We start from the raw sequence: 21931 nt of genomic DNA on the forward strand, positions 1-21931 counted from the left end.
CGGATTGGACAGTGACATTGCGTCTCACTCATCACCTGAATGCGGTTTTGGAACGCTGGCTGCCCGAACAACGCCTGTTTCTGAAATCGGATAGCAGCGCCCGTTTCGTGAGGCTGCGCCCGCTGACCCAGGTCGCCCTGATGGGGGGCACGGCCATCGTCTTTGGCTGGACCATCATCGCCAGTTCGATCCTGGTCATCGACGCCGCCAGCGACGGATCGTCGCGCGATCAGGTGGCGCGGTCGCAGGCCTCTTTCGAAAACCGTCTGGCGGCACTGTCCGCGGAACGCGACGCCCGCGCCGCCGAGGCGCTGGCCGCGCAGGACCGTTTCGCCAGCGCGCTGGATCAGGTGTCGCGGATGCAGACGCAACTGCTGGCATCGGAAAGCCGCAACCGAGAGCTGGAGACCGGCATCGGCGTCGTTCAGGCCTCGCTGCATGATGCGGTGATCGCGCGCAATCTGCTGGCTGCCGACCCCCAGGGCGAAAGCGAGGCCGCCCATCAGGCTGCCGACCGGGTCGAGGAATTTTCCGTCGCGCTGGATATCCTGTCGGATGAGCTGAAACAGGCCGTCACCGACCGCGACGACGCCAATCGCGAAATGGCCGCCGTTCAGGCCCGCACCGACGAAATCGCGCAGGACCGCGACCGCATCTGGCCCGCAATGACGCGCTGTTCACCGAAATCGAAAACGCCGTCAGCATTTCGTTCGAGCCGCTGGATGCGATGTTCCGCAAGGCCGGGGTCGATTCCGACCAGTTGCTGCGCTCGATCCGCAGCGGTTATTCGGGCACCGGCGGGCCGCTGAACACGGCCTCTGTTTCGACGCGCGGCAATGCCGATATCACGCAGGACGAGGCCCGCACCCAGGAAATCATGATCTCTCTGGACAGGATCAACACCTATCGCATCGCCATCGACAAGATGCCGCTGGCGATGCCGGTGAAATCGGCCTTCCGCTTCACCTCGCCCTATGGGCAGCGTTGGGGCCGCCGTCACGAAGGCATCGACCTGGCCGCGCCGGTCGGCACGCCGATCTTTGCGCCGGGCGAAGGCGAGGTCATCTTTGCCGGCTGGCAGCGCGGCTACGGCAACCTCATCAAGATCCGTCACGAGCTGGGCGTCGAAACACGTTACGGTCATCTGTCGCGGATTCGCGTCAAGGTGGGGCAAAAGGTATCGCGCGGCGCGCTGATCGGTGATATGGGCAATACCGGCAGATCGACCGGATCGCATCTTCACTATGAAATCCGCGTGAATGGTCAGTCAGTGGATCCCATGAGCTTCATCAAGGCAGCCCAAAATGTTTTCTAAGACCCGTGTCACCGAACCCGGCCCCCGTCAGCAACCGGCAGCAGAGTCGGAAGCTCCGCGTCCGGAACAAAGCTACGATATCCCGGCGACCGCGTCGGCACCGCGTGCGCGTTCGACCCCCTCTGTCCTGTCGGCGGACCTGACCGTCACCGGTAATATCAAGACGGCAGGCGACGTTCAGATCGAAGGTAACGTCGAAGGCGACATCCGTGCCCATCAGCTGATCGTCGGCGAAACCGCAACCATCAAGGGCGAAATCGTCGCGGACGAAATCGTCGTCAATGGCCGCGTCGTCGGCCGCGTCCGTGGCCTGAAGGTCCGGCTGAGCGCCTCGGCCCGGGTCGAGGGCGACATCGTCCACAAGACCATCGCCATCGAATCCGGCGCCCATTTCGAAGGCTCGGTCCAGCGTCAGGAAGATCCGCTGCAAAACGGCATCACCCCGAAACTGGCCCCCCCGGCGGCCCGCGCCGCTGGCGACGAATGATCCGGGACCATTCCCGACACTGAACAAAGGGCGGCCACGGGCCGCCCTTTTTCATCGCGCTATTCGTCGTCGGGCATCAATTCGCGATACATGTGCCAACTGGCATGTCCCAGCACGGGCAGGACGACGAACAGCCCCAGAAACAGCGGCAGAAAGGCCAGAAACATCAGCGCGGCGATCAGGACGGCCCAGCCCAGCATGACGCCCTTGTTCAGCATCACCGCCCGGACGCTGGTAATCATCGCCGTGACCAGATCAACCTCGCGGTCAAGGATCATGGGCAGCCCGACCACGGTGATCGCAAACAGCACGGCGGCAAAGCCCGCCCCGACCAGCGTCCCGATCAGCAGCATCACCAGCCCGCGCCCCTGAAACAAGACCTCGGGCGAGGAGGTGATATTGGTCAGCGCCGACAGCCCCATGAACAGCGCAAAGACGGTATGCGCGACAAAGACCCAGAACATGAACATCAGCATGATCAGCATGGCCATCGAAGGGACTTGCCGGTCCTTTTGCGCGACGACGGTGCGCAGGACATCGCGCCAGATCAGCACCTGGCCCATTTCCAGCCGGCGGCTGACCTCATACAGCCCGACGGCGGCAAAGGGGGCCAGCAGCGGAAAGCCCAGGATAAAGGGCATCAGCCACCATTCCTGCCCCGACAGAAAGGCGACCGCCGCCAGCATCAAGCCGCCCGCGACATAAAAACCCGCGAAGAACAGGCCAAAGGCGAGGGCGCGGCGAAAATCGCGCCAGCCCGCCGCAAGCGCGCGCGGAATCACCCCCGCATCGACGATCACCGGATCCAGCGGCTCATCAGGCAGCGCACCGGGTGGTTCGTTTTGCATCAAGGACATCCTGCCTCCTGAAATGAGAAAGGCGGCAAACCGTCGGTGCGGCGCGCGGGCGGCGCGGCCGCAGGGATCAAATCGCAGGGATCAGGCGTATTTCTCGCGCAGCGCGGTGTTGACGGCGGGCGTCACGAATTTCGACACATCGCCCCCAAGCCGCGCGATTTCCTTGACCAGTTTCGATGCAATCGCCTGCCTGCGCGCATCCGCCATCAGAAACACCGTTTCGATCCGTGCATCCAGCGCCCGGTTCATGCCGACCATCTGGAATTCATATTCGAAATCGGCGACGGCACGCAGCCCGCGCACGATGACCGTGGCACCGACATCGCGGGCGCAGTCTATCAGCAGGTTTTCAAACGGATGGACGACCAGTTCGCCACCCGTTCGCCGGGCGATCTGGTCGCATTCCGCACGCACCATCTCGACCCGTTCCTCCAGGCTGAACAGGGGCTGCTTGTCACGGTTGATCGCCACGCCGATGACCAGCCGGTCAACCAGCGCCATCGCGCGTTCGATGATATCGACATGCCCCAGAGTGATCGGGTCATAGGTGCCAGGATAAAGGCCAATGCGCATCAGATGTCCTTTCGGCTCGCCACAGGTGGTTGGAACCGGATTTGATCGCGAGGCGCAAGCCCCGGCCGACAGGTTGCCGCAGGAATTTTCATGCGGGTGGTCGGTCAGACACCCATGATCATGCCGGTCAACGCCTCGCGCTCGGCATGAAGTTCCTTCAGCCGCGCCGAAACCGCATCCCCGATCGAGATGAAACCGATCATCCGGCCGTCCTCATCGACGACCGGCAGGTGGCGGAATCGCCCGTCGGTCATGCGCTCCAGCACGGTCAGCGCATCTTCTCCGCTGGTGCAGGTCGACAATTTGCGGGTCATCAGATCCGACACCGGCCCGGACAGGATCTCGGCCCCGCCCCGGCCCAGGGCTCGGACGATGTCGCGCTCGGACAGGATGCCCTCCGCCGTCAATCCGTCCTGACTGACGACCACGGCACCGATACGCTTTTCAGCCAGAAGCCGTGCCGCATCCGCAACGCTGGCATCGGGCCGGATCGTCACGATATCGACACTGGTCTTCATGGACAGGATCTGGTTGACGAGCATGCTTGCCCTCCTTCTTGGTTGCTGACGGCGCGTCCCTGACATTCAGCGTTGCCGCAAGCGGACGGCGCGTCAAGATCGTTTCTCCTGCCCTGCGACCAGGGTTTGAAGCCGCGCCACCTCGGCCCGCAACCCGCCGGCCAGTGCCTCCGCCAGCCGGTTCATGCGCGCCGACTGCCGGTCATCGGCATGGCGGATCAGCCAGAAACTGCGCGTCAGCGATATCCTGTCGGTCAGGATCCGGCGCACACCGGGGGCAAAGGGGATCGCGAAATCATGGACGATCCCCAGCCCCGCCGCCATCCGGATCGCCTGCATCTGCACCGAAACGGAATTCGAGGTCAGCGCCGCCGTCTCGACCCCGGTTTCCGTCAGATAATCCAGTTCCGGGTCATGGATCATATCGGCGATATAGCCAATCATTCGGTGCTGGCGCAGATCGGCCAGATCGCGGATCGGGGGATGGTCGCGCAGATAGTCCTCATGCGCGGCCAGATGCAGATGATAGTCGGTCAGCTTCTGAACCGTCTGGCGCCCGGTCCGCGGCGGCGACACGGCCACCGCCATATCCGCCTCGCGCCGGGTCAGGTTGAAGACGCGGGGCTGGGCGACGATCTGGATTTCCAGCCCCGGATTGTCGGCGCAAATCCCGGCGCAGATCTGCGGCAGCAGGTAATTCGCGCAACCATCCGGCGCGCCGATGCGGAACTGCCCGGTCAGTTCGCCCTGCCCGGTCAATGCCTCGGCCCCGCCTTTCAGCGCGGCTTCGGCGGCTTCGGCATGGGGCAGCAGGCGTTCGCCCTCGGCGGCAAGGGCGTAACCCTGCGGCGTCTTGACGAACAGCTGCGCGCCAAGCGCCAGTTCCAGCCGCGCCACCCGCCGCCCCACGGTCGAGGCATCGACGCCAAGCCGCCGCCCCGCCGATGACAGGCTTTCGCTGCGCGCCACCGCCAGAAAAATCCGCAGATCGTCCCAGTCCATCCTGACCAACCTTTGCAAAAACGCAAAACGATTTTGCCACCATTTGTCTTTCTACGGCAAGGATGCAAGGCTAAGCTGCCCCCGACCACCCGGCACAGGCCGGTGCAATCAGGAGGATTCGATGCAAGATCTTTACCATTGGATTGATGGCCGCGAAGTTCAGGGCAGCTCGGGCCGCTTCAGCGATGTCTACAATCCCGCGACCGGCGAAATCATCGCCCGCGTCCCGCTGGCCAGCGCCGCCGAACTGGATGCGGCCATCGCCAGCGCCGAAAAGGCCCAGATCGGTTGGGCCGCAACCAACCCGCAGCGCCGCGCCCGCGTGATGATGCGCTTTGGCCAGTTGATCCAGGACAATATGGACAAGCTGGCCGAACTGGTCAGCCGCGAACATGGCAAGACCCTGCCCGATGCACGCGGCGACGTGCAGCGCGGGCTTGAGGTGATCGAGGTCTGCATGGGCGCCCCCGCCATGCTCAAGGGCGAATTCACCGACAACGCCGGCCCCGGCATCGACATCTATTCGATGCGCCAGCCGCTTGGCGTGGTCGCGGGCATCACGCCCTTCAACTTCCCGGCGATGATCCCGCTGTGGAAAATGGGCCCGGCGCTGGCATCGGGCAACGCCATGATCCTGAAACCGTCCGAGCGCGTGCCCTCGACCTCGCTGCTGCTGGCGAAACTCGCGCAAGAGGCGGGCCTGCCCGATGGCGTGCTGCAGGTCGTGAACGGCGACAAGGACGCGGTCGATGCGCTGCTCGACCACCCGACGATCCAGGCGGTGGGCTTTGTCGGATCGACCCCGATCGCGCAATATATCTATGGCCGCGCCGCGACCAACGGCAAACGCGCCCAATGCTTCGGCGGCGCGAAAAACCACATGCTGATCATGCCCGACGCGGATCTGGACAAGGCCGCCGATGCGCTGATCGGCGCAGGCTTCGGCGCAGCGGGCGAACGCTGCATGGCGATTTCGGTCGCGGTCCCGGTCGGCCAGAAAACCGCCGATGCGCTGATCGAACGCCTGATCCCGCAGATCGAGAAACTCAAGGTCGGCCCCTATACCGCCGGCGACGATGTCGATTTCGGCCCGGTCATCACCGCCGCGTCGAAAACCCGGATCGAGGGGCTGATCGCCTCCGGCGTCGAACAGGGCGCGAAACTGCTGATCGACGGCCGCGGCCTGAATATCCAGGGCTATGAAAACGGCTTCTTCACCGGCCCGTCGCTGTTCGACCACGTCACCCGCGACATGGACATCTACAAAGAGGAAATCTTTGGCCCGGTCCTGACCACCGTCCGCACCGACAGCTATCAGGACGCGCTGGATCTGGTCATGGATAACGACTATGGCAACGGCACCGCGATCTTCACCGCCGATGGCGACACGGCCCGCGACTTCGCCAGCCGTGTCAATGTCGGCATGGTCGGCGTGAACTTCCCGATCCCGGTCCCGCTGAGCTATTATTCCTTTGGCGGCTGGAAAAAATCGGCCTTCGGCGACCTGAACCAATACGGTCCCGACGCGCTCCGCTTCTATACGAAAACCAAAACCGTCACGGCGCGCTGGTTCTCGGGGATCAAGGATGGCGCCAGCCTCAACTTCAAGGCGCTGGACTGATTGCCAAGCCGCGACATGGGTATTTGGATGATAGAGAAAGCGATTTCTTCATCACCTAAATACCCATGAAAGGGTGAAGAACAGATGGTATCGGCAGCCTTGTCGGTGCCATCGCAGGAAATGGGCCTGCGGCTGGAACGGGCGATCTTGCGATCAGCAAAGACCGTGACGCGGGCCGTATCATCTTCGCCCGGCCAGGCGCCCGATGCGCGTCCCTGGCGATTGCGCGCCTCTGTCGATCACAAGCATGGCAAAGGGACGATTTTTGGGCCGTGCCGTCGCACTTGGCCGCACATTGTTTCGTGTGATTTTTGCAACAGACGACGGTCATTTCTGATGATCCGGGAACCGTCAGCCGGCGGTATCGGTTCGCGATTGAAACCTGCGAAGAGGTTCACACAGGCAAGACGACGATCGGATCATGACGGGCGTTCCAGCAACAATCAGGGCCAGCGCGCTGGCCTGCACATGTATCGCATTATCCCTGGGTGGAAGCCTGGGGCGCCATGCGGTGGCCAATGAACCCGTTGCTGCCGCGAGCAGCCCGGCAGAGCCACAATCGGCATCGGCGGCCCCTTCCCCCTCTAAACCCGCTGCCGGCGCCGACGATTCTTGCGGGGCGGGCTGCGCGGCACGAAGTCTGGGGGCGCGAAATCTGGGGGATGATCCGGCGCGCCTGAATACTGGCAATGGCACTGCGCAATCTGGGGGGGCGTTCAAGATCGGCGCGCGTGTCGATCCGCAAGAGCTGCATGTCGTGACCCGCCCCGGCCTGTATGGCATGGGCCATCCGCCGCGTGGCAACAGCTATGGTGTCGTCAATGGCCGGTTGATCCGTTTCGACCCGGATACGATGCAGCTGCTGTCGGTGATCCGCGACGTCGACCAGATTCTGGATTGAACGGGTCGTCAGCCTATTGGGCCAGTTCAACCTATTGGGCCAGCAACGACCGGGCGGCCTCTCTGGCGGCGGGGGTGACCTGTTCGCCGGCCAGCATGCGGGCGATTTCATCGACCCGTTCGGTCTGGTCCAGCGCCTCGACCGTCGAGGTCGTGACATGACCCGTCACCGATTTCGACACGCGGAAATGCTGGCTGGCCAGCGCCGCGACCTGGGGTGAATGGGTGACGACCAGCACCTGCGCCTGTTCGGCAAGCCGCGCCAGCCTGCGCCCGACGGCATCGGCGGTCGCGCCCCCGACGCCACGGTCGATTTCGTCGAAGATCAGCACCAGCGCATCATTGCCCCGCGCAAGGCAGACCTTGAGCGCCAGCAGAAAGCGCGACAACTCGCCGCCAGAGGCAATGCGGTCCAGCGGTCCGGCGGGTGCGCCGGGGTTGGTGGCAACAGTGAAGGCCACCGCGTCGCGGCCTTCAGGGCCGGGATCGCCCGCCGTCACGCGGGTTTCGAAAACGGCGCGTTCCATCTTGAGCGGGGCAAGCTCGGCCGCCATCGCGGCATCGAGCCGCTTGGCGGCCGCCGCCCTTTGGGCGGTCAAGGCGCTGGCGGCAAGGTCATAGCGGGCTTCGGCCTCGGACAGGGATTGCACAAGCCCGGCGATTTCGCCCTCACCCGCGTCAAGATCGGCCAGCCTGTCGCGCAGGTCACCCGCGAGCGTCGCCAGATCATCGGGCAGCACGTCATGTTTGCGGGCCAGCGCGCGCAGGGCAAACAGGCGTTCTTCGGTCGTTTCCAGATCGCGGGGGTCGAAATCCATGGCATCCAGCGCGGCTTCGATACCCGAAGATGCCTCGCCCAGTTCGATCAGGGCGCGTTGCAGCGCGGCGGTCGAAGCTTCGAGCGCACCATCGGCCTGATCGGCGGCGGTTTCCAGCCAGCGCACGGCGTCCAGCATCGCGCCTTCGGCGCCGCCGGTGCCGAGCGCCTGCAGGGCACGGGCGACATCGCTGCGGATACGTTCGGCGCCCTGCATGGCGCGGCGGCGGGTGTCCAGATCAGCCTCTTCGCCGGGTTGGGGGTCGAGCTTGTCCAGTTCGGCGACAGCGTGGCGCAAAAATTCCTCTTCGCCCTCGGCGGCGCGCAAGCGGTCTTCGGCGGCGTGCAAGGCCGCAGCGGAGGCGCAGCGTGCGGCCCATGCGGCGCGCGCGTCCGAAAGGTCCAGCCCACCGAAAGCATCCAGCAGCAGACGATGTCCGCGCGGGTTCAGCAGCCCGCGATCATCATGCTGGCCATGCAGTTCGACCAGCGTTTCCGACAGCGCCCGCAAGACCTCGCCCGAGGCGCGGCGGTCGTTGATCCAGCCGGTCTTGCGCCCGTCGGAATTGTTGACGCGACGCAGGATCAATTCATCCTCGACCGGGAAACCCGCCTCGGCCAGAAGGGTGCGGGCGGGGTGGTCGGAGGGCAGGTCGAATTCCGCCGTGACCTCGGCCTGCGTGGCGCCCTGCCGCACCAGATCGGCGCGACCGCGCCAGCCCAGCACAAAGCCCAGACAATCCAGCAGGATGGATTTCCCCGCGCCGGTTTCGCCCGTCAGCACATTCAGCCCCGAATGAAATTCGAGCTGAATGCGATCAATCAGCAGCACATCGCGGATATCGAGATGCCGAAGCATCCGCGTCTACAGCCACTTGCCCTGAATGACCTGGCGGTGGATCCGGGTCAGCCAGCTGTCGCCACGGGCCTGCGGCGACAGACCGTGGCCGCGCAACTGCTGATAGGCGTCCTGATAGAAGGGCGAGGACTGGAAGTTATGGCCCAGAATCGCGCCTGCGGTTTGCGCCTCGTCGTTCAGGCCAAGCGCCAGATAGGCCTCGACCAGACGCATCAGCGCCTCGGGGGTGTGGGTCGTGGTCTGATAATCCTCGACCACCACGCGGAAACGGTTGATCGACGCGGAATAATGCTTGCGCTTCAGATAGTAGCGGCCGATTTCCATTTCCTTGGCGGCAAGGTGGTCAAAGGCCAGATCGAATTTCAGGATCGCCGAACGGGCATATTCGGTGTCGGGATATTCCTCGATCACCTCGCGCAGCGATTGCAGCGCCTGGAAGGTCAGGCCCTGATCGCGGCCGATGTCGTCGATCTGGTCGTAATAGGACAGGGCCAGCAGATAGCGCGCATAGGCCGCATCCTCATCACCCGGATAGGTGTCGATGAAACGCTGCGCAGCGCCCCGCGCCTCTTCGTAGTCGCGCGATTTGTGGTAGCTGTAGGCCTGCATGATCAGCGCGCGCTTGGCCCATTCGGAATAGGGATACAGGCGCTCGATCTCGCTGAAATAGCGGACGGCATCCTTGGGGCGCGTGTTGTTTTCCAGTTCGTATTCGCCGCGCTTGTAGATTTCCTCGGCCGTGAAATTCTCAAGCGATTCGTTGCTGTTGACGCGGTCGCGGTTGCCGCATCCGGTAAGCAGACCAAGCGTAAGCGCCAAAGCCACGAGGGGACCCGCTGTTCTCATCACTTAACCTGCCTGTCCGAATCCATTCAAATCGCCATGCCCGCAAGGGCACAACCCCGCCGTCCTATCACAGAAAAATCCGGGGCGCAAAATGCCAAAACATTCAGGAGATCGTGAATTCCAGGCCATGCCGAAAGATGTTTCCGCAGATGAAAAGGGCGCGCAACCGCGCGCCCGCAATCCTGTCTAAAGCGCCCGTCAGGCGACGGCAAGCTGGCCCGGTTGCGCGATCTTGTGAAAGATCCCCGCGCCCGGCATCCGGTCTTCCAGCCGGGGGGAACAGCTCACCCATTCCCAGGCATCGGCATCGGCGAACAGCGCGCGCAGCAGCTTGTTGGTCATCGCGTGCCCGGCGCGGTGGCCGGTGTAGCGTGCCAGCAGCGGCCCGCCCGCCAGCGCCAGATCGCCCATCGCGTCCAGCATCTTGTGGCGCACGGCCTCGTCCTCGTGGCGCAGGCCGCCCGGCGACAGCACCTTGTCGCCGTCGATGACGACCGCGTTCAGGAAGGTGCCGCCAAGGGCCAGCCCGGATTTCTGCATCATTTCGACATCCGACAGGCGACAGAAGGTGCGGCTGTCCATCAGCTCGCGGACGAAGGCGCCATTGGCCATGTCCAGCCGCTTTTCCTGATGACCGATCGCGGCATCGGCAAAGTCGATGTCGAAATGGATTTCCAGATGGTCGGCCGGGGTCAGGCGGGCAAAGGCCTCTCCCTGACGGATCTCGACCGGTTTCAGCACCCGGATGGCGCGCAGGGGGGAATCGGGCTGCGCGCGCAGGCCCGCCTCGAAAATGCCCTTGACGAAGGGGGCCGAGGATCCATCGAGGATCGGCACTTCGGGACCGTTCACCTCGACCAGCGCGTTGTTCACGCCAAGCCCGGCCAGCGCGGCCATGACATGTTCGATGGTCGAGACGCTGGCGCCATCTTCGTTTTCCAGAAGCGTGCAGAGCTGCGAAGGCGTGACATGATCCCAAAGGGCCGGGATCCGCGCGCCGCCCAGATCACTGCGCGAAAAGACAATGCCGAAATCTGCGGGCGCAGGCAGGATCGTCAGGCGAACGGCCGCACCGGAATGCAGGCCAACCCCGCGAAACTGCGCTTTGCGTGCAAGTGTATATTGCATGTCAGACCGTCTTTTCCGTTTCTGTCCCGGTCCCATCCGACCGGCTTATTCCATCCTTGCAGCGCGGATCTGGAATCAGTCCATCGCTGCATGATTTCAGTTAGGCACGGTCCCCGCCGCGCTCAATTAACGAATTGTGTCGGTCTGTAACATTCGCCGCAGGATTCCGGCAGGATTTCGGCGGCAGCAGGCAACGATTTGATATCACAAACGAAAAGAGGGCCCCTTGGGACCCTCTTGATGACATATATGTCTCGATTTTGTGAACGCGGTCAGTTCGCCTGACGACGCAGGAAGGCCGGGATTTCGACGTGATCTTCACCATTGTCGGGGCTGGCAAGATCTTCGAAACCGTTGTCGAAACCGCTGCGCTGACGGCTGGCCATGCGCTCGCTGACCCGCTCGGAGATCGAGGCGGCATTGGGTTTCGGGGCGGCAGGCTGGTCGCCCCGGCCACCGGCCATGCGTTCGATCATGCGGCCCAGACCGGCCATGCGACCGCCAAGGGCACCGCGCTGCGCATCCTGCTGGGGATCGGCGGCGGGGCGTTGCTGCTGGCCGAGGCCTGCGGAACGCTGCGCGGCCGCGCGGGCCTGCTGTTCGGCGGGATCGCTGGTCACGGCGCGGTTCAGCCGGTCCAGCACCTGCTGCGAGGGCTGGCCCATCGGACGCGCCCGAGGCTGCGGCGCCGTGAATTCGCCGGCATCGGCGATCAGTGGATCGGCGGCAGGGCGGCGATGTTCTTCGGGGCTATAGGCCGGTTTGGGCATGTCATCCGCCGCTTCGGGGGCCGAAGGCACATGACGTTCGCCGGCGGCCGGGGTGCTTGCAACGGAATGGTTGCGACGCGGCGGCACATTGTCCACCTCATCCACGACCGGCGCCGCTTTCTGCGCGACCGAAGGGGTCTGGGTCAGCGGTTCGCGCATGCCGCGGCGCGGCAGGTTCGGTTCTGCGCCGGCGGCAATCGCCGCGTCGATGCCCGTCGCCACGACCGAGACGCGGACCGCGCCTTCCAGATCGGGGTCGAGGGTCGAACCGACGATGATATTGGCATCGGCATCGACCTTTTCGCGGATCTTTTCGGCCGCCTCGTCCATTTCGAACAGGGTCAGGTCGTAGCCGCCGGTGATGTTGATCAGCACGCCCTTGGCGCCGTGCAGGCTGATTTCGTCCAGCAGCGGGTTGGCAATCGCCTTCTCGGCGGCCTGCACCGCGCGGTTCTCGCCCGAGGCTTCGCCGGTGCCCATCATCGCCTTGCCCATTTCGTCCATCACGGCGCGGACATCGGCAAAGTCGAGGTTGATCAGGCCGGGGCGGACCATCAGGTCGGTGACGCCCTTGACGCCCTGATACAGCACGTCATCGGCCATCGCGAAGGCCTCGGTGAAGGTGGTTTTTTCGTTGGCCAGACGGAACAGGTTCTGGTTGGGGATGATGATCAGCGTATCGACGACCTTTTGCAGCGCCTCAAGGCCCTCATCGGCCTGACGCATGCGCTTGCTGCCTTCGAACTGGAAGGGCTTGGTCACGACGCCGACGGTCAGGATGCCCATTTCGCGCGCGGCCTGAGCGATGATCGGGGCCGCGCCGGTGCCGGTGCCGCCGCCCATGCCAGCTGTGATGAAACACATATGCGCGCCCATCAGGTGGTCGACGATATCCTCGATGGTTTCCTCGGCCGCTTTCGCGCCGATCGAGGGTTTCGCGCCCGCGCCCAGACCTTCGGTGACCTTGGGGCCCAGTTGCACGCGGTTTTCCGAACGCGATTGGGCCAGGGCCTGCGCGTCGGTGTTGGCGACGACGAATTCGACCCCATCCAGCTGCTTTTCGATCATGTTGTTGACCGCGTTGCCGCCTGCCCCGCCGACACCGAAAACGGTGATGCGCGGCTTCAGTTCCTGATCTTCGTTCAGCATCAGATTGAGGTTCATTGCTCGTTGCCCTTGTCTGTTGCGCCGGGCGCGCGATCGCCCGGGCGAATCCCCCGTATTGCCTGAAGCCTACCGATATTACGGCCAAGCGTCACCCGAAAAACACAGTTATCCCACAAAATCTGGCGTAGGAACGCCCCTGTTTAGGCGGTATATCGCGCACACCCCATCATCTGGTGTGGATAACTTCGCCACACCGCATTCCGGCTGGAAAATGCAACTACCAGTTGTTGCGGAACCAGCGATACGCGCGGCGCAGGCTGCGCGCGGGATATTTCTCGGCGGGCATTTCGAAATCCCACCATTCGTCCTGCGGATGGGCGGTCAGCAAGGCCAGCCCGATGGCCGAGGCAAAACCGGGCGCCGTCGCCGAATGGGCCAGCCCTTGAATGCGCAGGGGCCTGCCGATCCGCACGTTCTGCCCCAGCATCCGCGCCGCCAGCGCATCAAGGCCGGGGATCTGGCTGCCGCCGCCGGTCAGCACGATCTGGCGGCTTGGCAGGTAATCGAAACCGGCCGCGTCCAGGATGTCGCGGACCTGTTCCAGAATTTCCTCGACCCGCGGGCGCATGATGCCGATCAGATCGGCGCGGCTGACAGAACGGCGGTCGGTTTCCCAATCGCCGGTATCGCCGCCCAGTTCGATCATCTCGCGGTCGTCGCGGCCGGTGGCCTCCAGCCCGCCATGCAGGGTCTTGATGCGTTCGGCGGTGGCATGGCTGGTGCGCAGGCCCTTGGCGATATCCATGGTGATCAGGTCGCCCCCGATCCGCGCCGCATCGGCAAAGATCATGTGCTTGCGGATAAAGACAGAGACCCCCGTCACCCCGCCGCCCAGATCGATGCAGGCCCCGCCCAGTTCCTGTTCGTCTTCCACCAGCGACGCCAGCCCGCTGACATAGGAGGCCGAGGCGACCCCCGCCAGTTCCAGATCGCAACGCTGGATGCAACTGACCAGATTGCCCGCCGCATCGCCGTCGATGGTCAGCACATGCATGTCGCAGGCCAGCCGGTTGCCCGAATGCTCGCGCGGGTCCAGCAGGCCGGACCGGCTGTCCACCGCGAAATTCACCGGCTGCGCATGCAGCACCTCGCGGCCACGGCCGAAATCGGGCACCTCGCAAGACGCCAGCACGCGGGCCACATCCTGTTCGCTGACCTTGCCCGCATCGATCGCGATGTCGCCGGCCAGCCCGTAGGATGCGGGCCGCGCCCCGGACAGGCAGGCGATGACGTGATCGACACGGACGCCCGCGATCTTTTGAGCGGATTGGACGACCGTGCGGATGGCGCGTTCGGTTTCGGCCATCGTCTCGATTTCGCCGAACCGCACCCCGCGCGAGCGGGTCGTCGCGGCCCCGATCACCCGGAAATTCGACTGCCCCGCCATCGGTCCCACGCCATCGGTTTCGCGAAACACGCCGGGGCCGTCGAATTGCAGGATCAGGCAGGCGATCTTGGTCGTGCCGATGTCCAGAACGGCAATCACGCCGCGCTGCATCGCCTGCCGGCGCATGTTGCGCATCGCGCGCTGCCCTGAATAGAGATCCCTCATCCCTGCCCCCGACCCTTTTCTAACCGTTCGTCTTTCTGGCCTCGCCGGCCAGCTTTGCCTTTTGCGCGGCGGGATCCAGCGGCTTGCCGTCCTCGCCCAGTTCGACCTGCCCGCGCGCGCGGCGGATCGCATTCTGCGCATCCAGCCCAAGGCGCACCGTCGGACGGCCTTCGGCCCGCAGGTCGATGCTGCCCAGATCGCGGCCCAGCACATCCTGGGCGCGGTCGATAGCGATGATGCGCTCCAGCGCGGGCAGCGGATCTTCGGCGGGCAGCATGATGCGCTGGCCGTGATCCAGCACCAGATCCCAACGCCGCTCACCCACCCGGACCAGCCCGCGCAGGCGCGGCAGGATCGGGCCGGCGGCATCGACCAGCAACATCGCCTCGGCCGTGGCGCGGTCGGCGCCCTCGCCCGCGATGATCGGCAGATCGGGACGCACATCGCGCGAGGTGGCCGAGGCGACGCGGTGCCCGGTCTTGTCCAGCAGTTCGATCCCGCGCGCATGGCGCCACAGCACGACCGGCACGCGTTCGGTCACGACAGCCGACAGCACGCCGCCCGGCTTGATCCGCAATTCGACGGATTCGACCGCGTCCAGCTTCATCACGCGGGCGCGCAGATCGACCAGGTCGATGTCAAAGCTGGACGAGGGCAGCGTCACCGGCAACATGCTGCGCAGCCCCCGGTCGACGACAGGCGAGGCGCCCTCGATCGTCATCATGGTGACCATGAATTCGTCGCGGTTCTGGATGCTTTCGACGATGCCCGTCAGCCCGCCGGAAATCTGGGCGCGCCGCGTTTCATCCGACAGCCAGACGCCGACGACCAGCGCCGCGACAAAGGCAGGCAGGCCGACACGGGTCAGCTTGCGGATGATCGGGGTCAACCACAGCCGATGCAGGCGATAGGCCAGCCGCGACGGCGCGGGGTCGCGCGGTTGCAGGCGCGCCTGCGGCGGCGCGGGACGCGCGGCGGGGTTGCGCGCCGGCACGGGCCGCTGGCCATAGGCCGCCTGTTCGCGCAGATCGGGGGTCAGGCCGGACATAGCGCCTCCTCGACGATCCAGCGGCACAGATCGGGAAAGCCGATCCCCTGCGCCGCCGCCTGTTCGGGCGCCAGCGAGGTCGGCGTCATGCCGGGCTGCGTATTGGTTTCCAGCAGGAACAGCCCCGCCAGACCGCGCGTGTCATCCCAACGGAAATCCGTGCGCGACAGCCCCTTGCAGCCAAGCGCGCGATGGGCGCGGACGGCGTAATCCAGACAGGCCGCCGTGATATCGGCCGGGATATCGGCGGGCAGGACATGGCGCGATCCGCCCGTCGAATGTCTGGCATGGTAGTCCTACCAGCCCTCGGTCACGATTTCGGTCACGCCAAGCGCGCGGTCGCCCATCACCGCGACCGTCAGCTCGCGCCCCGGCACATAGGTTTCGACCATGACCTGCGCGGGCATGTCGGGCGACAGCTGCGCCGGACCATTGGCGCCGTCCAGCACGATATAGACCCCGACCGAAGACCCTTCGTCATTCGGCTTGACCACATAGGGCGGCGGCAGCGGATGGCCCGCGCGCACATCGTCGCGCGCCATCACGAGACTTTCGACAACCGGCAGGCCCGCGTCGCGATAGACCTGCTTGGCGCAGGTCTTGTCCATCGCCATGGCCGAAGCCAGCACGCCCGAATGGGTATAGGGCAGATCCAGCCATTCCAGCAGGCCCTGCACGCGCCCGTCTTCGCCAAAGCGGCCATGCAGCGCGTTGAAACAGACATCGGGCCGCACCTCGGCCAGACGCGCCGGCAGATCCCTGCCCGCATCGACTTCCACGACCTCATAGCCCGCCTGCCGCAGCGCGTTCGCGCATTCGCGCCCGGACGACAGGGATACCTCGCGCTCGGCCGAGATCCCTCCCATCAAGACTGCGACTTTCGGGGCTGTCCTGCTCGACCTGCCCGCCACGTTTCGCCTTTCGCCCCCGTTTGCCGGGGTCTTGAATGTTATGCCCGGCGACCTGTCGCGGTTCGATCCGCAATCCTGCACCGGTTCGCAAAGTCTAGCCGCAAACGGCCAGCCAAGGAAGGCCTAATTGCGAAAAAAGGGTTAACGCGGCGCGGCCTGATCGGAAAGGGAATCACCGATGCGGATGACCTCCCATTGCAGGAGGTGGCCGCTGGATTCGCGCACCTTTTCGCGGACATATTCGCCAAGCCGTTCCAGATCGGCCGCCGTCGCGCCGCCCGCGTTCAACAGGAAATTCGGGTGCTTTTCCGACATCTGCGCACCGCCCAAACGATGGCCGCGCAGCCCCGCCGCGTCGATCAGCGACCAGGCCTTCAGCTCATGCGTGTCATCGGCCCGCCCGGTCGAGGAAAACCCCGCCGGATTGCGGAAGGTCGAGCCCGCCGTGCGTTCCCGCGTCGGCTGGCTCGCGTCGCGGCGCGCAAGCTGGTCGTCCATTTTCGCGATCAGCGCGGCCGGATCGCCGCGTTCGGCGCGAAAGGTCGCGCGGGTCAGCACCCAGCCATCGGGCAGTTCCGAATGGCGATAGGCAAGGCGCAGGTCATCGGCGCTCAGCGTGACGTGGCGGCCGTCGCGGGTCACCGCCTGCACCTCGATCAGGTGATCGGCGACATAGGTGCCATAGCAGCCCGCGTTCATCCGCACCGCCCCGCCGATGGCGCCCGGAATGGTGCGCAGGAATGTCAGGTCCAGCCCCTGATCCGCAGCCTTGCGCGCGACATGCGCATCCAGCGCCGCCGCCCCTGCGGTCACGGTTTCACCTGCAAATTCAATGGCGTTGAAGCCCCGTCCAAGCCGAATGACGACGCCCCGGATGCCCCCGTCGCGCACGATCAGGTTCGATCCGACCCCCATCGGGAAAACCGCGACAGCCGGGTCCAGATCACGCAGAAAATCCGCCAGATCATCGGCATCCGCAGGCTGAAACAGCCAGTCGGCAGGCCCGCCGACGCGCAGCCATGTCAGGTCAGCCAGGGGACGATCGGCGGTCAGCGCGCCACGGGGTTCGGGAAGGGTCTGGGTCATGCCAGCGGTCCTAATCAGAGCCGTGGCGGGCGTCAATGCAAGGCGTTGCGGATCACGATGCCCGTTCCGGCCAAGAATCCGTGCCAGCCCCTAAAGTGCCCGTCCGGAAACCATGGTGGCCCTATTCCGCCGCGCTGATCAGTATCATCGCAATCGACAGCAGGCCCAGCACAGCCGCACCTGCGGGGCCGGACGGGGTCAGGCGCGGGGGGCGGGCGATCAGTTCGTGGGTGCCGCGTATCATCGCGCCCGCAAGGATGGCTGCGGCCATGATCAGCGCGACCATCGCCATGACGGTGCCGACGATTCCGGCCAGATAGCCGCCGGTCTTGCCCTGCCCGGTCACATAGCAGATGCCTGCGGCCAGCAGCACCCCCGCGATCCCGCCGGCCAGCCAGCCCCATTGCCGCGCGCCGCAACGGCGATAGCCATAGATCGCGCCGGTCAGGGCGGCGATCAGGGGCACGGCAACGATCAGGACGTCCTGCATGGATCACTCGGCCGCGGGACGAGAGCCGCGCTGTGCCAGCGAACGGCGCGGCGCGGCGCGGGGGTGCCAGATCAGCAGGCACAGGCCCAGCCCGAACACCGCCATGCCGACCACCGGGCCAAGCGCATAGGTGACCCAGCCCAGCACCGGGACGCCCAGGGCGACCAGACACCATTGGCAGGTCGGGCGCCAGCGCAGCCGGACATAGCCGGACAGGAAGCTCAGCACACCCCAGACCACGACTGCCCCAAGCGCCAGCCAGGCGTGATGGGCAGAGGCTGCGAACTGGGTCACGCCGCCTTCTCCGTCAGCAGTTCGGGCAGGTTGTTGGCCCATGCCGAAATCGTCCCCGCACCAAGGCAGACGACCATATCGCCCGGACGCGCCTGTTCGCGCACCAGCCGGGCCAGATCGGATTCGTCGATGACGGCGCGGGCGTGGCGGTGGCCGTGGGCGATCAGCCCCGCGACCAGATCATCGCGCGAGACGCCGGGGATCGGGTCTTCGCCCGCCGAATAGACCTCGGCGATGCCGACGACATCGGCCTCGTTGAAACAGGTGCAGAAATCGTCGAACAGGCTGGACAGGCGCGAATAGCGGTGCGGCTGGTGAACCGCAATGACGCGGCCCCCGGTCGCCTGCCGCGCGGCCTTCAGCACGGCGGCGATTTCGACCGGGTGGTGGCCGTAATCGTCGATGATGGTGACGCCGTTCACCTCGCCGACGCGGGTAAAGCGACGGCCGACACCGCCGAATTTCGCCAGCGCCTCGCGGATTTCGCTGCGCTTCATGCCCAGATGGCGGGCCACGGCCACGGCGGAGAGCGCGTTCGAGACGTTGTGGTCGCCGGGCATGGGCAGGGTGCAGCCCTCGATCACGGGAACCTCGCCGTCGTTCAACTCGGCTTCGGCCTGCAGGGCGATGTCGAAATGCGCGATGCCGTTTTCATAGCGCAGGTTGATCGCCCGGACACCGGCTTGGGCGTTGAAGCCGAATGTCACGACGCGGCGGTCGGTCAGCTTGCCCATCAGCGCCTGAACCTCGGGGTGGTCGGTGCACAGAACCGCCAGACCGTAAAACGGGATGTTGGACACGAAATCATGGAACCCCTTGCGCAGCGCGTCAAAGGAACCCCAATGCTCCATATGTTCGGGGTCGATATTCGTCACGATGGCAATCGTCGCGGGCAGGCGGTTAAAGGAACCGTCGCTTTCATCCGCCTCGACCACCATCCATTCACCGGCACCGGCGCGGGCATTTGAACCGTAAGCGTGGATCACGCCGCCGTTGATGACGGTGGGGTCCAGACCGCCCGCATCCAGCAGGGTCGCGACCATCGTCGTCGTGGTCGTCTTGCCATGCGTCCCGGCAATCGCGACGTTGGATTTCAAGCGCATCAGCTCGGCCAGCATCTCGGCGCGGCGGACGACGGGCAGGCCACGGCGGCGGGCTTCCTCCAGTTCGGGGTTGCCCTTTTTGATCGCGGTCGAGATCACCACCACGCCCGCCTCGCCGATGTTTTCGGCCCGCTGGCCTTCAAAGATGCGGGCGCCCAGGCTTTCCAGACGGTCGGTAATCTTCGACCGTTTCGCGTCCGACCCCTGCACGTCATAGCCAAGCGTCATCAGGACCTCGGCGATGCCTGACATGCCGATGCCGCCGATACCGACAAAATGGATGGGGCCCAGTTCGCCGGGCAATTTCGTCGCTGCATTCATCGGGTCAGTTCCGTTACTAGATCTGCAAGGCTGGCCGCCGCATCGGGACGACCCAGTGACAGAGCCTGTGCGGCCATTTCGGTGGCGCGGCTCTCATCGGACAGGATGGCGCGGATGTCGCGCCTGAGCGTTTCGGCGTCAAGTATGGATTCGGTCAGCACGATGGCCGCCTCGGCATTTTCCAGCGCGCGGGCATTGGCGGTCTGGTGATCGCCCGTCGCCGCCGCATAGGGGATCAGGATCGCCGGGCGGCCGATCGCGGTGATATCGGCGATGGACGAGGCCCCCGCCCGGCTGATCACCATCTGGCAGGCGGCCAGCCGTTCGGGCACATCGTCGAAAAAGGGCCGAACCTCGGCCGTGATGCCCGCATCGGCATAGGCTTCGGTCACGCGGGCCTGATCCTCGGCGCGGGCCTGATGGCTGATTTTCAGGGCCAAGCGTTTGGATTCAGGCAGGCCCGCAATCGCCGCGGGCACGATATCGGACAGGATGCGCGCGCCCTGACTGCCGCCGATGACAAGGACGTTCAGGTCCGCATCCGGCAGGGGCGGCGCATAGGGCGTGCCCGCCAGTTCGCGAACGGCGCCACGGATCGGATTGCCGGTGAAGGTGCCCTGAACGCCCGCAGGCAGCGCGGTCGGCCAGATACCGCAGGCCACGACATCGACACGGCGGGCAAAGGCGCGGTTCACGCGGCCCATCACGCCATTTTGTTCGTGGATCATGCGCGGAATGCCAAGCGTCAGCGCCGCAGACATGGCCGGGATCGTCGGATAGCCGCCGAATCCCACGACAACGGCGGGGCGGTCGGCCTTCATCCTGCGGCACGCGGCCAGCACCCCCCCGGCAATGCGAAAGGGCACGGCCAGTCTGGCCAAGGCACCACCGCGCGCGGTTGTGGCGGAACTGACGACCTCGCGTGCGACCTCGGCCGGAAAGGCCCCGGCATAGCGCGCGCCGCGTTCATCGGTCGACAGCTTGACGCGCCAGCCGCGCGACAGCAATTCCTCGGCCAGGGCCTGAGCGGGAAACATATGGCCGCCGGTTCCTCCGGCGGCGATCATGCACAGGGGGGCGGTTGTTTCAGGTGCGGCCATCAGCGGTTACGCCCCAAAACGTCGGCGATTTCCCCCTGCGGGCGCGATCGGGTCAGGGCCAGCAACATGCCAAGCGCGATCCCCGATGCGACCAGCGACGAGCCGCCATAGCTGATGAAGGGCAGCGTCATCCCCTTGGCCGGCAGCAGGCGCACGGCGACGCCCATATTGATCAGCGCCTGCACGCCAAAGGCGCAGGCAAGGCCGGTGCCCGCGATGCGGGTGAACGGGTCGCGTTCGCGCAGCAGGCGCGACAGCGAACGGATGACGATGGTCGAATACAGCGCGATGATCACCATCACCATGATAAAGCCGTATTCTTCGGCCGCGACGGCGATGATGAAATCGGTATGGGCATCGGGCAGCGACCATTTGACCGAGCCTTCACCGACGCCGACGCCGAAAAACCCGCCCTCTTGAATGGCATTGGTGGCATAGCCCAACTGGGTGCGGGGGTCGACCTCGGAGGCCAGAAAGCCGTCGATGCGGCGCGCGACGTGGTCGGATGCGCCATAGGCGAAGATGCCGCCAAAGACCGCCATCACGACCATGCAGATCAGCAGCAGCATCGGCGCGCCCGCGATGAAATACATCACGATCCACGAAAACAGCACCAGCGAGGCCTGTCCGAAATCCGGCTGCAGGGCCAGCATGACGACCACCACCACCGCCAGAACCGCCGAATAGGCCCGCCCCGGAGGGCCGCCGACCTCTTGCGCCGAGGCCATGAACCATGCGCAGATCGCGACGAAACCGGGTTTCAGGAACTCGGACGGCTGCAGCGACAGGCCCCCGATGCTCAGCCAGCGGATCGCGCCCTTGCCATGGTCGTCGCCGACGAATGGCAAGGCCAGCAACAGCAGCAGCGCCACCGCAAAGCCGGTAACGCCAAGGCGACGCACCTGCTTGGGCGACAGCATCGAAAAGAGCAGCATGACGACCAGCGCCACGCCGCCGAAAAGCGCCTGACGCGAAACATAGTAGAATTGCGGCAGGCTGTTCTTTTCCGCAAGCGGCACCGATGCGGCCAGCCCCAGAAGCAGACCGATCGCGAACAGGCCCAGAACGCAGGCCAGCGACCATCGGTCGATCGTGCGCCACCAACGTGGAAGAATCGGGTCACCAACCCTTGCGGGCGTGGCCCCAAAGACCATCTCGGTCATGGA

General features: G+C 65.2%; 19 protein-coding genes and 2 pseudogenes. 4 read left to right on the forward strand and 17 right to left on the reverse strand.

Annotated features, from left to right (window positions below; all coding sequences use genetic code 11):
* Positions 1–11 precede the first annotated feature (11 nt).
* Both PE067_RS05170 and PE067_RS05175 read left to right on the forward strand, forming a co-directional pair.
* Positions 12–1315, forward strand: a pseudogene (locus PE067_RS05170) (DUF5930 domain-containing protein).
* Positions 1305–1802 (forward strand): polymer-forming cytoskeletal protein, encoded by a 498-nt coding sequence (locus PE067_RS05175; RefSeq protein WP_276188127.1) that lies wholly within the window; start codon positions 1305–1307, stop codon positions 1800–1802. The pseudogene PE067_RS05170 and the gene PE067_RS05175 overlap by 11 nt, the downstream one beginning before the upstream one ends.
* 59 nt (positions 1803–1861) lie before the next feature.
* On the opposite strand, the gene PE067_RS05180 is transcribed toward PE067_RS05175, so the two are convergent.
* From PE067_RS05180 to PE067_RS05195, 4 genes are all read right to left on the reverse strand, one after another.
* Positions 1862–2650: a DUF2189 domain-containing protein gene (locus PE067_RS05180; protein ID WP_276188128.1), complete on the reverse strand. Its 789-nt coding sequence runs from the start codon at positions 2648–2650 to the stop codon at positions 1862–1864.
* A 90-nt stretch (positions 2651–2740) separates the two neighbouring features.
* The gene (coaD, locus tag PE067_RS05185) at positions 2741–3232 is read right to left on the reverse strand and encodes a pantetheine-phosphate adenylyltransferase (protein ID WP_276188129.1); all 492 of its coding nucleotides are present in this window, start codon (positions 3230–3232) and stop codon (positions 2741–2743) included.
* 104 nt (positions 3233–3336) lie between these two features.
* On the reverse strand, positions 3337–3774 hold the full coding sequence (locus PE067_RS05190) for a CBS domain-containing protein (RefSeq protein ID WP_276188130.1): 438 nt from the start codon (positions 3772–3774) through the stop codon (positions 3337–3339).
* Positions 3775–3843: 69 nt separating this feature from the next.
* Complete coding sequence (locus PE067_RS05195) at positions 3844–4752, reverse strand: LysR family transcriptional regulator (RefSeq protein WP_276188131.1); 909 nt, start codon at positions 4750–4752, stop codon at positions 3844–3846.
* A 121-nt stretch (positions 4753–4873) separates the two neighbouring features.
* Between PE067_RS05195 and PE067_RS05200 the strand changes: the two genes are divergently transcribed.
* Together PE067_RS05200 and PE067_RS05205 are read left to right on the forward strand one after the other, a co-directional pair.
* Positions 4874–6373 (forward strand): CoA-acylating methylmalonate-semialdehyde dehydrogenase, encoded by a 1500-nt coding sequence (locus PE067_RS05200; protein ID WP_276188132.1) that lies wholly within the window; start codon positions 4874–4876, stop codon positions 6371–6373.
* A gap of 511 nt (positions 6374–6884) precedes the next feature.
* Positions 6885–7274 carry a hypothetical protein gene (locus PE067_RS05205; RefSeq protein WP_276188133.1) on the forward strand — a complete coding sequence of 130 codons (390 nt, stop codon included), beginning with the start codon at positions 6885–6887 and terminating at the stop codon, positions 7272–7274.
* Between the two features lie 31 nt (positions 7275–7305).
* Here PE067_RS05205 and recN read toward each other — a convergent pair whose 3' ends face one another.
* From recN to ftsW, 13 genes and pseudogenes are all read right to left on the reverse strand, one after another.
* Complete coding sequence (gene recN / locus PE067_RS05210; protein WP_276188134.1) at positions 7306–8949, reverse strand: DNA repair protein RecN; 1644 nt, start codon at positions 8947–8949, stop codon at positions 7306–7308.
* A gap of 6 nt (positions 8950–8955) precedes the next feature.
* Complete coding sequence (locus PE067_RS05215; RefSeq protein WP_276188135.1) at positions 8956–9798, reverse strand: outer membrane protein assembly factor BamD; 843 nt, start codon at positions 9796–9798, stop codon at positions 8956–8958.
* A 195-nt stretch (positions 9799–9993) separates the two neighbouring features.
* Positions 9994–10923, reverse strand: coding sequence for a UDP-3-O-acyl-N-acetylglucosamine deacetylase (lpxC, locus tag PE067_RS05220; RefSeq protein ID WP_276188136.1), 930 nt, complete (start codon positions 10921–10923; stop codon positions 9994–9996).
* 272 nt (positions 10924–11195) lie between these two features.
* On the reverse strand, positions 11196–12857 hold the full coding sequence (ftsZ, locus tag PE067_RS05225; RefSeq protein WP_276188137.1) for a cell division protein FtsZ: 1662 nt from the start codon (positions 12855–12857) through the stop codon (positions 11196–11198).
* 220 nt (positions 12858–13077) lie between these two features.
* Positions 13078–14412 carry a cell division protein FtsA gene (ftsA, locus tag PE067_RS05230; protein ID WP_276188138.1) on the reverse strand — a complete coding sequence of 445 codons (1335 nt, stop codon included), beginning with the start codon at positions 14410–14412 and terminating at the stop codon, positions 13078–13080.
* 19 nt (positions 14413–14431) lie between these two features.
* A complete protein-coding gene (locus PE067_RS05235; RefSeq protein WP_276188139.1) occupies positions 14432–15460 on the reverse strand; it encodes a cell division protein FtsQ/DivIB in 1029 nt (342 codons plus the stop codon).
* Positions 15448–16371, reverse strand: a pseudogene (locus tag PE067_RS05240) (D-alanine--D-alanine ligase). Before PE067_RS05240 ends, PE067_RS05235 begins: the two are co-directional and overlap by 13 nt.
* A gap of 141 nt (positions 16372–16512) precedes the next feature.
* Complete coding sequence (gene murB, locus PE067_RS05245) at positions 16513–17457, reverse strand: UDP-N-acetylmuramate dehydrogenase (RefSeq protein ID WP_276188140.1); 945 nt, start codon at positions 17455–17457, stop codon at positions 16513–16515.
* 121 nt (positions 17458–17578) lie between these two features.
* Positions 17579–17947: a hypothetical protein gene (locus tag PE067_RS05250; protein WP_276188141.1), complete on the reverse strand. Its 369-nt coding sequence runs from the start codon at positions 17945–17947 to the stop codon at positions 17579–17581.
* Between the two features lie 3 nt (positions 17948–17950).
* Positions 17951–18241, reverse strand: coding sequence for a DUF2484 family protein (locus PE067_RS05255; RefSeq protein ID WP_276188142.1), 291 nt, complete (start codon positions 18239–18241; stop codon positions 17951–17953).
* Complete coding sequence (gene murC, locus PE067_RS05260; RefSeq protein ID WP_276188143.1) at positions 18238–19665, reverse strand: UDP-N-acetylmuramate--L-alanine ligase; 1428 nt, start codon at positions 19663–19665, stop codon at positions 18238–18240. The genes PE067_RS05255 and murC overlap by 4 nt, the downstream gene beginning before the upstream one ends.
* Positions 19662–20765, reverse strand: a complete 1104-nt coding sequence (gene murG / locus PE067_RS05265) for an undecaprenyldiphospho-muramoylpentapeptide beta-N-acetylglucosaminyltransferase (protein WP_276188144.1) — start codon at positions 20763–20765, stop codon at positions 19662–19664. The genes murC and murG overlap by 4 nt, the downstream gene beginning before the upstream one ends.
* Entirely contained in the window at positions 20765–21928 is a 1164-nt protein-coding gene (ftsW, locus tag PE067_RS05270) for a putative lipid II flippase FtsW (RefSeq protein ID WP_276188145.1), read from the reverse strand. The genes murG and ftsW overlap by 1 nt, the downstream gene beginning before the upstream one ends.
* Between the last annotated feature and the right edge of the window lie 3 nt (positions 21929–21931).

It is taken from the genome of Paracoccus sp. DMF-8, from assembly GCF_029309835.1.
GTDB lineage: Bacteria > Pseudomonadota > Alphaproteobacteria > Rhodobacterales > Rhodobacteraceae > Paracoccus.